Here is a 13581-nt window from a genome sequence, read left to right on the forward strand (position 1 = left end):
CCATTTCGATCTTCGCGGGACCGCTGAGATGAGGTTCCGCGTGGTCGAGGACTGCCGAGGCTCCTGGCCGGTTCAGGCGCTCTGCAGCGTGCTGGGTATCTCAACCGCCGGGTACTACGCTTGGCGGGCTCGGCCGGACAGCAAGCACGCCGTCGAGGACCGTGCCCTGCTGGCCGACATCCGCCAGGTGCACGCCAACAGCGGAGGCCGTTACGGCAGCCCGCGTGTCCATGCCACCTTGCGGGCGCAAGGGAGAAAAGCTGGTCGCGGACGGGTCGAGCGCCTGATGCGCCGCCATGGCGTGCGCGGCCTTGTCGCCCCGCGCCGGCGCGTGCAGACCACCGACAGCCGCCACGCCTTCCCGGTCGCTCCCAACCTGCTGGAGCGCCAGTTCTCCGCCACCAGCAGGCCGAACCAGGTCTGGTTGGCAGACCTGACCTACATCGCAACCGGCGAGGGCTGGCTCTACATGGCCGCCATCATGGACCTGCACACGCGCAAGATCGTGGGTTGGTCCATGCGCGACCATCTCAGGGCCGAGCTGGCGACATCGGCGCTGCTGATGGCCATCCAACGCCAGCGTCCCAGTGCTGGCCTGATCCAACATTCCGACCGCGGCATTCAATACGCCTGCAGTGACTACCAGGCGGCGCTGACAAAGGCAGGCATCATCCCGTCCATGAGCCGGCGGGCCAACCCGCTGGACAACGCGCCGATGGAGAGCTTCTTCCACACGCTGAAGACCGAGCTGGTGCACCACCGGACCTACGCCACCAGGGACGAGGCCAAGCGCGACCTGTTCTCCTACGTCGAGGGCTCTACAACCACCAACGCCTGCATTCGTCCCTGGACTACCGCACACCATACCAGGCAGAACGGCAAGCAGCAAACGTAGCGTAACCCGTCCACGAAAGTCGTGGAGGATCACCAAGAACTTTCGCGTCTTCTGCGCCGAGGGCGTTGTCAGGTTGGCGGTCTGGTCGGGCGGTGGCAGCCTGCCTTGTATGACGACCCCGCCCAGTCCCTACCGCGGCTTCCGCTACCCGGCTGAGGTCATCGAGTATGCGGTATGGCTGTACCACTGCTTCAGCCTGAGCCTGCGTGATGTCGAGCTGATCCTGGCCGCCCGAGGGGTCGTGGTGAGCTACGAGACTATTCGCGAGTGGGGCCTGCGCTTTGGCTGGCAGTTCGCGAACGCTCTGAAGCGGCGTCGGCCGAGGCCGGGCAACGAGTGATTCCTGGACGAGGTGTTTGTCCGTATCCGCGGCAAACAGCACTATCTCTGGCGTGCGGTCGACCAGGACGGCAACGTGCTCGACATCTTGGTACAGAGCCGGCGAAGCGCCAAGGCCGCCAAGCGGTTCTTCCGCAAGCTGCTGAAGGGCTTGCAACACGTCCCGCGTGTGATCGTCACGGACAAGCTGAAGAGCTACGCCGCAGCGAGGCGCGACATCCTGCCCGGGGTGGTGCACCGGCAGAGCCGGTATCTCAACAACCAGGCCGAAGTGTCGCACCAGCCAACGCGACGACGAGAGCGGCAAATGCAGGGGTTCAAATCCGCCCGCCACGCGCAGCGTTTCCTATCCACACACAGCCGGATCCACAACCACTTCCAGCTTCGCCGCCACCGCATGACCGCCACTGAATACCGTACCGCTCGTGACGCGGCATTCCGCACATGGCGAGATGTGACTGGAGTTGCACGTGCCGTGTGAGGCCATCACCAGCCGCAAGCTCTCAGCATTGCCGTCATCGCCAACCTGACAACGCCGGTCAGAGGCCCACCACTTCACACCTGTCCGTCAGATAAAGTCGATGCCTTTGCACATCACACGTCCAGCCCAAGAGGGTCGCAGCCCGGCGCCCAATGTGCAAGCTCGGAACGCTGGGGATATGCCCCTGCTTCGCCTATGAGCCAACCTCTGCTTTTTCAGGCGCCAGCCCAAGCCGGCTTCGTCCTTTTGTGCAACGCTCACCTCTATACCCCGGCACCTTCGGCCGCGCGTCCGGGATCAGGTCCCCGCCACCGCCTCCAGCGCCGCCCGGCAATGACTTTCCCTGTAGCCATAAACTGGAGAAGCAGTCGGCGGATGAGAGCCATCATCCCACCGACCGGCTGCCTGCCACCCCGCCCTAACCGGCGGGGCTTCTTCGTTCTGACCTGAGCTAGCGGCTATTGGGACAAAAAGAGCCCGGCCGGATCGCTCCAGCCGGGCCGAGTAATCTTCAGGAACATCCCTGCTCAGAAGGCTAGCAGGGGCCGGGGCTCGAACGCGTCTCAGCGCTTGAGGTTTGAGACCGGTTTCTGCACCGTTTCTCTCGTCGCAACCCTGCCCACCCCGCAGCCAGACAAAGAAAAGCCCGGCGGGAGATCGGCCCGCCGGGCGAATTGAAACATGGAGACTACGATACGCGAACGCGGCCGCTCTTACCGCGCAGCCAAAACGACTACGCACCATACTAGCAGCCTGTCGGGTTTGGGTTTGCTGGGGGCGGGCTTGTTGGATTGTGGATCAGGCGGCTGGCCGCAGGCGATGCAGCCTACGGCAGTTGTAGGCGAGGGCGATCAAGGTCCACTCGCTGGTGACGTTGGCGAGACCGCGGAGGTGGAAGCGGGTGAAGCCGAGGGCTGACTTGATGATGCCGAAGACGGGCTCGACGGTCTGCTTGCGGCGGGCGTAGCGGGCTTTGGCGTCTGGGGTTTCGAGCTTCTCCAGCATGGCGAGGCGCCAGGGCTCGGTGATGCGGCGCGCGGTCTTGGGCTGGGGTGGCGGCCGGAAGTCGTAGGCGCGGTGCGGCTGGGTGCGGCCGATGGCGACCAGCGCCTCGATCCCTTGTGCTTCCAGGGCGGCAACCGCCTCGCGTGAGGCGAAGCCGGTGTCGGCGAGGACGGTCTGCGGCAGGCCAATGCCCTGCTTCATGCCGAGGAGGGTTGCGGCAAAGCTCGGCGCATCGGCGGAGGTGGCGACGACGCCGGTGGCGAGGATCAGCTGTGAGCCCTCGGCGCAGACAACAGCTTGGGCATTGTAAGCCTGGCGGTACTCATGGGCGTCGGAGCGACGCATCAGCGCGCTGTCGGGGTCGGTAAGGTTGGACTGGCGCTCGGGCGGCGGATCGTCCTCGGGCGGCTTGGGCGGGCGGCCGCGGCGGCCCGTCTTGGCCTCGTAAGCGGCCCGTTTGGCCTCGTAGTCCGGCCGGGCCGCCTCCGCCTCGGCGCGGGCCTGCTGCTCGAGCCGGGCGCAGGCAGCATCGAGCTTGGCCTTGAGCGCCTCGCGCCTGGCGATCTCGGCGGGCAGCGCCTGCGGGTCGGGCTGGGACTCGGCGTCGGCCACCTCGGCGCGGTCGGTCAGCGCGGCGATGTCGGCGGCGAGCCTGACGCGCAGCGCCTTCGCCCGATCGTAGCGCACGGAGCGGATCTTGGAGGCGTTGGCGTCGAGCTTGGTGCCGTCCATCGCCACCGTCCCGAGCCGCAGCAGGCCGGTCTCGCGGGCGAGCAGTAGCACCTGCAGAAAGGCCGCCTCGAAGGCAGCGCGGTTGCCGCGGCGGAAGGCGGCGATGGTGTCGTGGTCGGGATGCAGGTTCGCCGCCACATAGCGCACCCCGAGGTCGCGGTGCGTCGCCCGCTCAATGCGGCGCGAGGAGAAGATGCCGTTGGCGTAGGCGTAGATCAGCAGCGCCAGCAGCAGGCGCGGGTGGTACTGCGCCTTGCCGCCCGGGATCGGCCGCACCGCAAAGGCGCCGAGTGGCACCCGGTCCACCGCCGCCACCACGAAATGCGCCACGTCGTCCGAGGGCAACCAATCCTTGGCATCCGGCGGCAGCAGAAAAGCCTGGTCGCGGCTGAACGGAATGAACTGCGTCATGCCGAACAGATTCGCCGATCTCAGGCCCGTTGGGAATCCGACAGGCTGCTAGGGGGGCTTTCGGCAGGGTTCATGCTGCTGGGTTCTGCTGGCTCACTCAGTGCAATCCTCTTCCAACATGTCGCAGTACTCCCGCAACATCGCGAGAGCAGCTCGATGGCTCTCCAGCAAAAGAAGAGCTGAGGCACCCTCGAGCGAAACGGTGCCCCAGTCCACGGACCGGAGTTGGCGTTCTAACTCAGCCGAGTGGGCCGCTACTTCCTGCAGCCGGCGCTTTGCGTCCTCAAGCGCCACTTCTCTCCTCCCCTCAAGAGGCTCCTAAAAGGGCAGGCTCCTGCCGGCACACGCTGGAGCCTTCGGTGGCGTCTTCGCCGAAGATTACTCCCGCGGCTTCCAAAGTGGCGCGGATGGCGGCGATCGTAGACGGACGCATCAACCCGTGGCGGCCTTCGAACCTTCTTACCGACGAGCCACTGACTGACGACTGCGCAGCTAGCCGCTCCGGCTTCCAACCAAGCAGTTCTCTCGCTCGGCGACATTGTTCCGGCGTCACGGGCGGCTCCTTGGACCATCCATGGTTCGCGCTCAGCCGTTGCTGAGGCGGCCGCCGTGGCCGTGTCGTACAGGGGAGCAACCCCAAGGGGACAGGCTTGTGGGGCCTGCCTCCAGCCCCGCCACAGCTTCCGCACTTAACTTACGTTAAATCTCAGTGCCTCATAGACACGTTCCGTTCATTCCGGAATGCGCGCCATCCCGCTTATTCTGGGAATGTCCCTCCGATGCGGTTACTGCCCGAGCCACTTCTGCTCCACCTGAACGCGCTCACGCGAAGCGGTTAGAGCCCGCTCCATGACCTCCAAGAGTTCCCGGGCCCGCCGGGCAGCGTTGGTTTCAGAAGCGCCCGCCCGTATCAACTCGAACAGCAAGCGCTTCTGACGGGCCACTCGTGCTTCGGCCTCTGCCATCTCGATGTATGCTTGCTCAAGAGAGCGCTCGAGCATCTCTCTGCCCCTGGTTGCTACCGCAAGCCCAAGATCGGCCGGTAAGATTACCGGTCTCCCGACGGTTTTATCCATCCTCCGTCAGGGCCGGATCGTTGCGGTTTTACACAATCGGTACGTGTAATTCCAGGGAAAATTCACGCGTCCGTGAGGAACAAGGAGCGTAGGAAGGAGGCCTGTTAAGCGGAGCGATTACGCAACCGAACTCCTGGCCCCCGGCCATTCTCCGCGATGAACTCGACGCCCGCGACTGCCAAGGCGGCGTGGATGGCGCCGCCATTCAGGTTGCGGCTCCATCGAACCCCTACGGAGCGGCCAAGCGCCTGAGCAACAAGCTCAAGTCGCCCTCCTGCACCTTTTCCGCGGCCTCAGACAGCGAGAACCATTGCCGGATCCTTTGCTCACGCTCCGGCCAGTCCTCCAACAGCCGATCCGTCGACATGGCGATGACATCGACCTTGCACGTCACAGTCCGGTCTTTCGGCATTTGCTTAAGGTAGCTGTAGGTCCCCAGCACAACCGGCTTCACCGTGCCGAGAATGCCTGCTTCCTCAAAGGCCTCTTTCGCGGCGACCTCGGGTCCGCTCAGCTTCTCTTCCGCCCAGCCTTTAGGCAACACCCAGCGGCCAGTGCCGCGGCTGGTCACCAGCATGACGCAAACCTGGCCCTCTTGTCGCATCAGCGGCAAGGCGGCGAACTGCTGACCATTCCCGCGAAGGACCTGCCCTGGCACAGCGCAGATCCCTCGCCTTTTCTCTCTCAACGCACCGATTTCCGATGAGGGCGCGTCATACCGCGGTTTTTCGCAGCCTTACCCCAGCCCCGGCCCCGTTCTCCGCGATAAACTCCACCCCGGCCGCCTCTAGGGCGGCGCGGATGGCGGAGCACGTGGCCGGAGTAGGCCGAAAACGCGCTTCCTCCAGATTTGCAACAGTCGCGGACGAAACAAGGGCCCGTACGGCCAGATCCCTCCTGTCCCACCCCAAAAGCTCGCGCGCCTGACGGCAAAGATCAGGGGCCAGGGTATGGCGTCCGCGGCGTCTGCTTCGCTCGCTCAAGGGCATGGCGCCTATCCAGCGCACGACGGCCAGCAGCAGTGATGGCCCAGCCGTGAGAATGCGGCTGTACAGGGCAGGGGCCCAATGTGGCGAAGCCACGATCGAGAAGGCCCTCCAGCGTCGAGGGCCCAACGCCCCGCCCAAGGTTTTCCCTAAGCTCGAATTCGTATGGGCAGGCGGCCATAGCCTCCAACGCGCGCCGCTCCCGCGCATTCAGATCCCCGATCACCAGCGCTTCCTCAGTCTCACCCCTGCCCCGCCCTTATTCTGACGAATGAACCCGGCTTCAGCGACGGTCACGGTATCATTCCAGCTCGTAGGCTGTAGCCCGCGCTACCGCGACCGCCATGGCAGCTTCGCGACTAATCGCTCCTCCAACCTCGACCTCCCGCTCGGCATCGTCTTCCAGCGCCACCACTTCCCAGGTCCATGGTTCAGAAGTGTGGGTTGGATCAGGAAACACGCGGAGCAACAGGTCCGGCCTGCCCGGCTTACCGGGTATGGTTAGGGTCCAGGTGTCGCCCAAGTCCTCGGTCCAGCCTCCCGTCGGCTCGATCATCTGCGGGTATCCTCCTCCTTCCGCAGCCTGACGCCTGCCCCTCCCCCGTTCTCTGGAATGAACTCCACGCCCGCAGCCTCCAGGGCGGCGCGGATAGCTGCGATGCCCAAGGCTGTTGAGCAGGCGTTGTTCTAGGATGAAACCATCATGCCGCCTCACGCTGGGTTAGGAGCGACGCGAAAAACGCGACCACCAACCACGCCTCGACCCGACGGAGACGCCCATCTCATCCTCAAGTGCTTGAAGATCGAGCCGGACAAGGTCAGCGAAGCGACCCTTGAGCACGAAGTCCGGCACGCTGCGAGCGAACTGCGCGGCCTGGTTCGTGTCACCTCCAAAGCCAATCGTCAGCTCGCCGCTCTTTCGGTTCACCGTGACCCGTTCGTCCGCCTCGGCCAACATGGCTTCGAGCTGGTCGCGAAAGCGACGGTGACGGATACCGAAATACTCCGCAAAGCCCAGTGGACGTGCCCAGCTCGGCATCTCGCCGAGCGTTTCGCCCAGCATGCTGCGCAGGATCTCGGAGGAGCGTGCCAGCAGATCCGGAAAGCCCTCTGTCTCGGCATCGAGTTCCGCCCGCATGGCCCTGACCTCCGGAATGAGCCGCTGGAGGTAGGCGCGGTAGAAGGCAGTGCCGATCTCCTTCTGTGCCCGGCGGGCCAGGCGCTCGGCAACGGACCGATTCTCCGGGATGGCCGCGTCGATGTGGCAGGTCACCATGCGCTTGGTCAGGTCGGGCGGAATGGTGCTCACGTCCCGGTTGGTGGTCAGGACGATCGGTGCATACTGCCCGGCCGTTTCCTGGTCCGTGCGCACCAGATCAGGCACGTGGCTGCTGAACTTGTCCCGGGTGACGTCGTCAATCAGCAGCGGGATGGCGCCGAGGCGCTCACGGAGCCCGAGCGCCCGGTTGGCGGTGAACTGCCCGGAGCGGACCATCTTCTCGAAGCCGAACATCGAGCGCGCGGCAATGCGGGTGAACATCGTCTTGCCGCCGCTCGAGCGGCCAAACAGCACCGCATAGACCGGGTAGACCCAGGGATCGATGCCGAGCGGAACCGCGGCCTGGCGCAGATGCGGCGCGAGCGGCGCCACGTAGAGCCACACCAGGAAGGCCCAATATACCTCCAGGGCTCCGGCCGCGTTACCGAAGAAAGAGTTAAAGCTCGTGAGATAGTCCGCCAGCAGCCGTGCATCCCGCGCGACTTCCCCAGCTGGCACGGTCTCATCCGGACGCAGCCAGGGTACGCCATTCAGGGTGACGATCCCGGTGGTCACGTCGATCTCCGCCCGTGGAATATGATCCTCGGACACCTCCGATACCGGCCGGGCCTGGTGGCTGCGGAGGATCCGCAGCACGGAGGCCGCAGTGATCACGGTGCGACCGGCCTTATCCTTCGGGAGCGTGAGATCCTTCAACTCGGCCCCAAGCGCCGCGGCCTGCCGTAGCGCCTCGGCGGCAAAGCCGGAGGGAGCCGGCCTGGGCGCCTCGTCCACCAGGGCGAGCCCGGCCTTGAGCACCCGCACGATCGGAACCTCCTCCAGCGCCAGGGGCGTGTCGCGGGCGGCAGCCCTACCGTCTGGCTGGTGCGTCACGAGAGCCTCGGGCTCCACTGGCACGCTGTCCTTCCAGTCGCGTTGATAATAGCCGTCGAACAGCGTCCAGGCGGCTTGCCCGTCAAAGGCGATCGTGACCTCGTGCTGGCGGCCCTCGAAGGCGGCGAGGCTGAGGTTGGGCGAGCCGGTCACCACACGCTGCCCGGCTGGACCGGAGAGCAGGTAGAGCTTTTCGTGACTGGGCCGCCCGCGCAGCAGGCGGAACCGCAGTGTGCCGGCAGCGATACGCTCCAGCAGTTTCTGTCCGCCCTGGCCGAGCAGGCGGGAAAGGCCCTCGACCAGCGCCTTCTGGTCCGCGAGCGTATCAGCGAAGCCATAGGCCTGCACGGCCTGGGTCGCCTGGGCGAGGGCAAGATGCTCGCGCGACAGGATGCGCTCGGAACCGAACACCACCTCCATGTCATCCAGCTGCTCGGCCAGGCGAAGCAGGAACTCGATGCTGCTGGAGAAGGTAATCGCCTTCAGGGTCGTGTAGCCGCTGAACAGCTCCTCCCAGCTTGTGTCACCATGGGACAGGAGCTGGGCATGGAAGACGGTCAGCGGCTTGGCCCCTGCCTGCGGGCCTGGTCCCGCGAAAAGATCATCGGCCATGCCGCTGCGCATCCTTCCACCCCGGTCATGCACGGGCCGCCAGTCTCGTGCATGGGCGCCGCAGCCGCAATCGGACAAGGCGGATCGGGCCTGTGGGATCACATGACGGAGGAGGGCTCCACCGCTATCCTCCGGTCAGCCCAGGAACCTGCCAGCAGACCCATGCCGTCCCTCGCCGCCGAACTCGCCACACTTCTCGGCCCTGTTGACAGGCCCGGCGATTATGTCACGTCCGGTTCGGTCGAGCTCCTGCCGCCGTCCCTCGAAATCGAGGGCATCGGCCCCATTGCACTGCCACTGTTGCCGGTGCAGGCTGACCGGATCATTTCCCTGGCCGAGGCCGCCCCCTTCGGTCGTGGCGAAGAGACCATCGTCGACCCGGCCGTGCGGCGATGCTGGCAGATCGGCCCTGACCGGGTGCGCCTGGGCGGACGGCACTGGCCCAGGACGCTGGACGCGATCCTGGCCCGTGTGGTGGTGGGTCTCGGCGTCGTTGGCCCGGTCAGGGCGGAGTTTTACAAGCTGCTGCTCTATGAGCGTGGCGGCTTCTTCGTCGACCATCGGGACACTGAGAAGGCCCCGGGGATGTTTGCGACCCTGGTGGTTGTCCTGCCCTCGCATTTCGCCGGCGGCGAGTTGGTGGTACGGCACAAGGGCCGCCAGGCTTGTCTGGGCCTCCGCGGCGACGATCCAGCGGAGGCAAGTTTCGCCGCCTTTTATGCCGATTGCCGGCACGAGCTCATGCCCGTGGCCGAGGGATACCGTCTGACCCTCGTCTACAACCTGATCCGCCCGGGACGTGGCCGTCCGCCCGAGCCGCCGGACTTTACGAAGGAGAAGGCCCGGCTCGCCGCGCTGTTGCAGGCCTGGGGCACCGGCGAGGGCCGCTTCGATGACGTCACACCCGAGAAGCTCGTCTACCCTTTGGAGCACGCCTATACGCCTGCCGAGCTCGGGTTTTCTACACTGAAGGGGCGTGATGCCGCAGCAGCTGGCGTCCTGTGCTCCGCCGCGCAGGAGGCGGGCTGTGATCTTCATTTAGCGCTGCTGACAATCGAAGAGAGCGGCGCCGCCGAGTATGCCGAGAGCTACGGGAGATCGCGGCGCGGGCGGTGGGAAGCGGGCGACGAGGAGTTCGAGGCCGGGGAGGTCTCCGACCGCAAGGTCACCCTCTCAGACTGGCGATGCCGGGACGGCGAGACACCCGGGATCGGCGAGATTCCGGTGGAGGAGGGCGAGCTCTCACCACCTGACGCCTGTGACGACCTCGTGCCGGACGAGGAGACGTTCCACGAGGCCACCGGGAATGAGGGCGCGTCGTTCGAACGCAGCTACCGACGAGCCGCCCTGGTGCTCTGGCCGCATGCGCGCTTCTTCGCCGTGCTGAGCCAGGCCGGGCTGCGGGCGACGCTACCCTATCTCGAGGATCTCGCCCGGCGCGCGGCCGAAAGTGCCGGGGAAACGGCATCCTCCCTGCGGTACGCGGCGCGGGACCTCGCCACGCGTATGATGGCGCGGTGGCCAGGACGGTCTCAATCCCCGTGGGACAATACGGTGCCCAGCGCGGTTGCCCGGATGCTTGAAGCTCTGGCCCAGCTCCAGGACGGCGTCTGCATCGAACGCTTCGTGACGGAGGTCATCGCGGCCGGGAACTTTGCGAGGAAGGATACTACCGCCCTCCTCCGTGCTCTGGCCCCGCTGCCGCCCTCGCAGCGCGCGATGTTGGTGGAGCGGGTCATCGCCGGTACGGGGGCCACCGCCTTCGGAGCCTGCGCCGACTTGCTGGCGCGCGCCACGGTCCTGTGGAGCGCGGACAGCACAGCCACTCTGGCCGGCGCCGCAGCTCGGCTGGTCGATACCATGCCGGACGGCCCGGCCCGCGGAGAGCAATCCTGGCCGAAGGACGACAGCGCGCCGGTCAGTTCCGGGATTGTCATCGACCTCCTCACCGGCCTCGGCAGGTTTCATGCCCCGCTGGCCGAGCGCGCGGTGGAGACAATGCTGGCCCGGCCCGGAATATATGAGATGGACAGGGTTCTCCTCCCTGCCATGCGGACCCTGGTAACGGGCGGTCTGGAACGTGTCCGTGGTTTCGAGCAGCTACGCGCTGCCTGCCTCACCCACCTGCGCGCGCGCACTGCCGAGCCTCTCGCGCCACCCGCCGATTGGCGGCGTGCCAGCGCACTCCCCTGCCACTGCCGCCGTTGCACGGAGCTCGCGCAGTTCCTCAAGGATCCCGAGCGCCAGAGCTGGAGCCTCAAGGCAGCGGAGGCCGATCGGACCCATGTGGAGGGAACGATACGGCAGGCCCGCTGCGACCTCGACATGGCAACCGACCGCCGTGGGCGGCCCTACACTCTGGTCTGTACCAAGAACCAAGCGAGCTATGACCGCAGAGCAGGGCAACGCGTGCAGGATTTGGGGGACCTGGCGCGTCTCACGCCGGCGGACGGTGATGCCGGGACGAGTGGGGCAGCCAGCCCAGGATAGGCCGGACTGCCATTTTCCCGGAACCGGCGAGCATGGGCCACCAATGCGGTCCACGGTTCCGGTCGGCGGACGCGATCTGGCGGGGATCCATGGTGCATGAGGGGGCCGGCAAGCCCGTTCGTCGCGTGAAGCCGAGGTTTCGTGCCCGATATCTCCGCCGAGTGTGGCGACTAGTGTTGTGCACATCACGGTCTGTCCAATTCGGATTGTTCGTGTGGCTGGGCTGGAGCAGCGAATTTCCGCAGCCTGCTAGGTCTCGCTGCCCGCGCGCCTTCACGCGCAGGACGCAGAAGCCGTTCTCGGCATTGTGGTAGGTGGCGCGCTCGACCAGGCCGGCCAGCGCCTCGGTAGGCGGGCCGCGATCGGCGGCAGGCAGGGACGGGGCAGCGGCGCTGGGCACCGCCGGAAGATGGTTCTGTTTTGCTGCTGATGGGAGAGCCTGATGGCAAGCACTCCCCGTGCGTGCACCGCCGCCTCGCGACCGCTGAACAGCGCTACCGAGATCAGCCGGTCCGGGGTCCGGGTCGGCCAGGGCCCAGCAGCAGGCGCGTCAGCGCCCCTCGAAGCCGTCGAGGACCTTGACAGGCAGCGGCGCGTCGAAATCGGCCGGCACCAGCTTGCGGCACGGGTCGTGACGATCTCCCGGCCGGCGGCATCCACCAGGGATGGCAACTGCGTCGCAGCGACCCGCGCACGATCGCCGCCGCGCCTCTTCCGGTCGTACTAGGCTTGGCGCCTCTCATCGCCGAGTTCCCCTTCGACCGCGGCCAACAGGGCCGGCAACTCGTCGACCACCGCCGGCCGCAGCCGGGGCAGCTCCAGGCTGAAATACTGGTGCGACACCAGGTCGCGCAGCCCGGCCCAACCGCGCCAGTCCACGCCGGGATGACGGCCGAGCAGCTCGGGTGGGAGCAGCTTCACCGCTTCGCCGATCTCGGCCAAGGCGTTCTTCAGAGCCCGGTAGGTGCGGCGGTCCGTCTCGGCCAGCACGGCGAAGGCGGCTTCATCCAGCTCGCCCGCGAAGGCGAGCGCATCCTCGGCGGCGGCACGGATGTCCTCCAGCCGCTCGCGCGTGCCGCGCCGGCCCGACCTCACCACGCCCGCACGGCCTCGCGTTCAGCCGCCTCGCGCACTCCCGGGCGCAACGCCCCGCGCTCCACCAGGTCGACTGGGGCGCCCAGCAGATCCGACAACTCGGCGCGCAGCGACGACAGACCGACCAGCGACAGGTGCGCAGCCGGGTCGAGGTCGGCGAGCAGATCGACGTCGCTGTCGGGGCGGGCGTCGCCGCGAGCGACAGAGCCGAACACGGCCAGCGAGGCGATGCCACGGGCCCGCAGGTCATCGGCATGGGCACGAAGTCGGCCGAGCACGGCCGCAAGGGTAGGGGTGGTCCCCGCCTCCTGAGCCAGGAAGCGCTCAACAAGGGAGCCGACCAGTCCTTGCACCGTCTCGCCACGGGAGGCCGCCGCCGCTTTCAGCCGATCGCGCGTGGCGGAGGGCAGACGGACGGACAGGAAGGCAGCTGGGGTAACAGATCCCGGCATCGACGTGGCACCAACTCCGCACACATGCGCACAATATAAGGCTGATCCACAGTCCTATCCAGGATTCGCTCCGCCGTAAGGAGGCCAAACGGTCGTTTGGGCACGTAAATGCTGAGCCTCTCGCGGTTCCGCACGGCACATCGTTTGCAAGTTGGGCGATAATGGTCGCGGGTATCTATTCACGACCGCACCACCCCACCCTCCTTTGGAATAGTCGCATGAACCTTCTGCTCAGGCGCCGGGCGCTTCTCGCGCAGGCGTCGTTGGCCCTTGCCTCGATGGCCGGCACCGTTCGCGGCCAGGAGGTCTTCCCACAGCGTCCGGTACGATTGATCGTACCCTTCGCCGCGGGCGCGTCGCTTGATGGCGTGGCACGGGTGCTCGGCCGAGCGCTGGAGGCCAGATGGGGCCAGCCGGTTGTCGTGGAGAACCGGACCGGTGCCGGTGGTAACATCGGCGCGGCCGCCGTAGCCGGTGCGCCGCCGGACGGGCACGTTCTCCTGGTCGCGACCTCAGGACTGATCACCGTCAACCCCCACCTCTATCGCGACCTGAGCTTCGACCTCGTCCGTGGCCTCGCCCCCGTGGCGATGATCGGGTCGCTGCCCAACGTGATGGTAGTGCCGGAGGGTTCGCCGGCCCGCGACGTGACCAGCTTCATAGCGGCGATGAAGGCGGCGGGGCGGCCGATGCTCTACGGGTCTCCTGGCAGCGGCTCCTACATCCACGTCACCGGTGCCCTCTTCGCGCAGGAAACGGGGCTCCCCGCGGAGCACGTCGCCTATCGTGGCTCAGCCCCTGCGCTTACCGACCTCGTCGCCGGCCGGATCGACGTGATGTTCGAGAACATGCCGG

At 66.6% G+C, this 13581-nt stretch carries 10 protein-coding genes and 4 pseudogenes; 4 read left to right on the plus strand and 10 right to left on the minus strand.

The genetic code is table 11. The features are described 5' to 3' along the window. Nucleotides 1–900, plus strand: a pseudogene (locus tag ACO1BU_RS32985) (IS3 family transposase); the annotation flags it as partial. A gap of 104 nt (nt 901–1004) precedes the next feature. After that, a pseudogene (locus tag ACO1BU_RS32990) lies at nt 1005–1715 on the plus strand (IS6 family transposase). A 798-nt stretch (nt 1716–2513) separates the two neighbouring features. Here the strand turns inward: ACO1BU_RS32990 and ACO1BU_RS32995 are convergent. The 7 genes and pseudogenes from ACO1BU_RS32995 to ACO1BU_RS33025 form a co-directional block, all read right to left on the minus strand. Beyond that, entirely contained in the window at nt 2514–3863 is a 1350-nt protein-coding gene (locus ACO1BU_RS32995) for an IS1182 family transposase (protein WP_424140173.1), read from the minus strand. 785 nt (nt 3864–4648) lie between these two features. Further along, complete coding sequence (locus ACO1BU_RS33000) at nt 4649–4864, minus strand: hypothetical protein (protein ID WP_424140174.1); 216 nt, start codon at nt 4862–4864, stop codon at nt 4649–4651. 304 nt (nt 4865–5168) lie between these two features. Next, nucleotides 5169–5597, minus strand: coding sequence for an NUDIX hydrolase (locus ACO1BU_RS33005; RefSeq protein WP_424140175.1), 429 nt, complete (start codon nt 5595–5597; stop codon nt 5169–5171). A gap of 55 nt (nt 5598–5652) precedes the next feature. Then, the gene (locus tag ACO1BU_RS33010; RefSeq protein WP_424140176.1) at nt 5653–6135 is read right to left on the minus strand and encodes a helix-turn-helix domain-containing protein; all 483 of its coding nucleotides are present in this window, start codon (nt 6133–6135) and stop codon (nt 5653–5655) included. 91 nt (nt 6136–6226) lie between these two features. After that, nucleotides 6227–6481, minus strand: a complete 255-nt coding sequence (locus ACO1BU_RS33015; protein ID WP_424140177.1) for a hypothetical protein — start codon at nt 6479–6481, stop codon at nt 6227–6229. Then, nucleotides 6478–6585 (minus strand): annotated as a pseudogene (locus ACO1BU_RS33020) (transcriptional regulator); the annotation flags it as partial. The pseudogene ACO1BU_RS33020 and the gene ACO1BU_RS33015, both read right to left, overlap by 4 nt. A 61-nt stretch (nt 6586–6646) precedes the next feature. After that, nucleotides 6647–8689, minus strand: a complete 2043-nt coding sequence (locus tag ACO1BU_RS33025; RefSeq protein WP_424140178.1) for a phospholipase D-like domain-containing protein — start codon at nt 8687–8689, stop codon at nt 6647–6649. Nucleotides 8690–8851: 162 nt separating this feature from the next. Between ACO1BU_RS33025 and ACO1BU_RS33030 the strand changes: the two genes are divergently transcribed. Further along, nucleotides 8852–11179 (plus strand): 2OG-Fe(II) oxygenase, encoded by a 2328-nt coding sequence (locus tag ACO1BU_RS33030; protein ID WP_424140179.1) that lies wholly within the window; start codon nt 8852–8854, stop codon nt 11177–11179. Nucleotides 11180–11429: 250 nt separating this feature from the next. Here the strand turns inward: ACO1BU_RS33030 and ACO1BU_RS33035 are convergent. The 3 genes and pseudogenes from ACO1BU_RS33035 to ACO1BU_RS33045 form a co-directional block, all read right to left on the minus strand. After that, nucleotides 11430–11579 (minus strand): annotated as a pseudogene (locus tag ACO1BU_RS33035) (YrrC family ATP-dependent DNA helicase); the annotation flags it as partial. Nucleotides 11580–11902: 323 nt separating this feature from the next. Continuing rightward, a complete protein-coding gene (locus ACO1BU_RS33040; RefSeq protein WP_424140180.1) occupies nt 11903–12277 on the minus strand; it encodes a HepT-like ribonuclease domain-containing protein in 375 nt (124 codons plus the stop codon). Beyond that, nucleotides 12271–12726, minus strand: a complete 456-nt coding sequence (locus tag ACO1BU_RS33045) for a nucleotidyltransferase family protein (RefSeq protein WP_424140181.1) — start codon at nt 12724–12726, stop codon at nt 12271–12273. Before ACO1BU_RS33045 ends, ACO1BU_RS33040 begins: the two co-directional genes overlap by 7 nt. Nucleotides 12727–12944: 218 nt before the next feature. On the opposite strand from ACO1BU_RS33045, the gene ACO1BU_RS33050 reads away from it, so the two are divergent. After that, nucleotides 12945–13581, plus strand: a 637-nt coding sequence (locus ACO1BU_RS33050; RefSeq protein WP_424140182.1) for a Bug family tripartite tricarboxylate transporter substrate binding protein, incomplete at its 3' end; no start/stop codon positions are given.

It is taken from the genome of Roseomonas chloroacetimidivorans, assembly GCF_049629625.1.
Classification (GTDB): Bacteria; Pseudomonadota; Alphaproteobacteria; order Acetobacterales; family Acetobacteraceae; genus Roseomonas; species Roseomonas chloroacetimidivorans.

What these genes read in the sequence shown, in the direction of transcription:
- ACO1BU_RS33015 (WP_424140177.1), bottom strand. Translation starts at nt 6,481, where the DNA reads ATGATCGAGCCGACGGGAGGCTGGACCGAGGACTTGGGCGACACCTGG.
- ACO1BU_RS32995 (WP_424140173.1), bottom strand. Translation starts at nt 3,863, where the DNA reads ATGACGCAGTTCATTCCGTTCAGCCGCGACCAGGCTTTTCTGCTGCCG.
- ACO1BU_RS33010 (WP_424140176.1), bottom strand. Translation starts at nt 6,135, where the DNA reads ATGCGCGGGAGCGGCGCGCGTTGGAGGCTATGGCCGCCTGCCCATACG.
- ACO1BU_RS33000 (WP_424140174.1), bottom strand. Translation starts at nt 4,864, where the DNA reads ATGCTCGAGCGCTCTCTTGAGCAAGCATACATCGAGATGGCAGAGGCC.
- ACO1BU_RS33045 (WP_424140181.1), bottom strand. Translation starts at nt 12,726, where the DNA reads ATGCCGGGATCTGTTACCCCAGCTGCCTTCCTGTCCGTCCGTCTGCCC.
- ACO1BU_RS33030 (WP_424140179.1), top strand. Translation starts at nt 8,852, where the DNA reads ATGCCGTCCCTCGCCGCCGAACTCGCCACACTTCTCGGCCCTGTTGAC.
- ACO1BU_RS33025 (WP_424140178.1), bottom strand. Translation starts at nt 8,689, where the DNA reads ATGGCCGATGATCTTTTCGCGGGACCAGGCCCGCAGGCAGGGGCCAAG.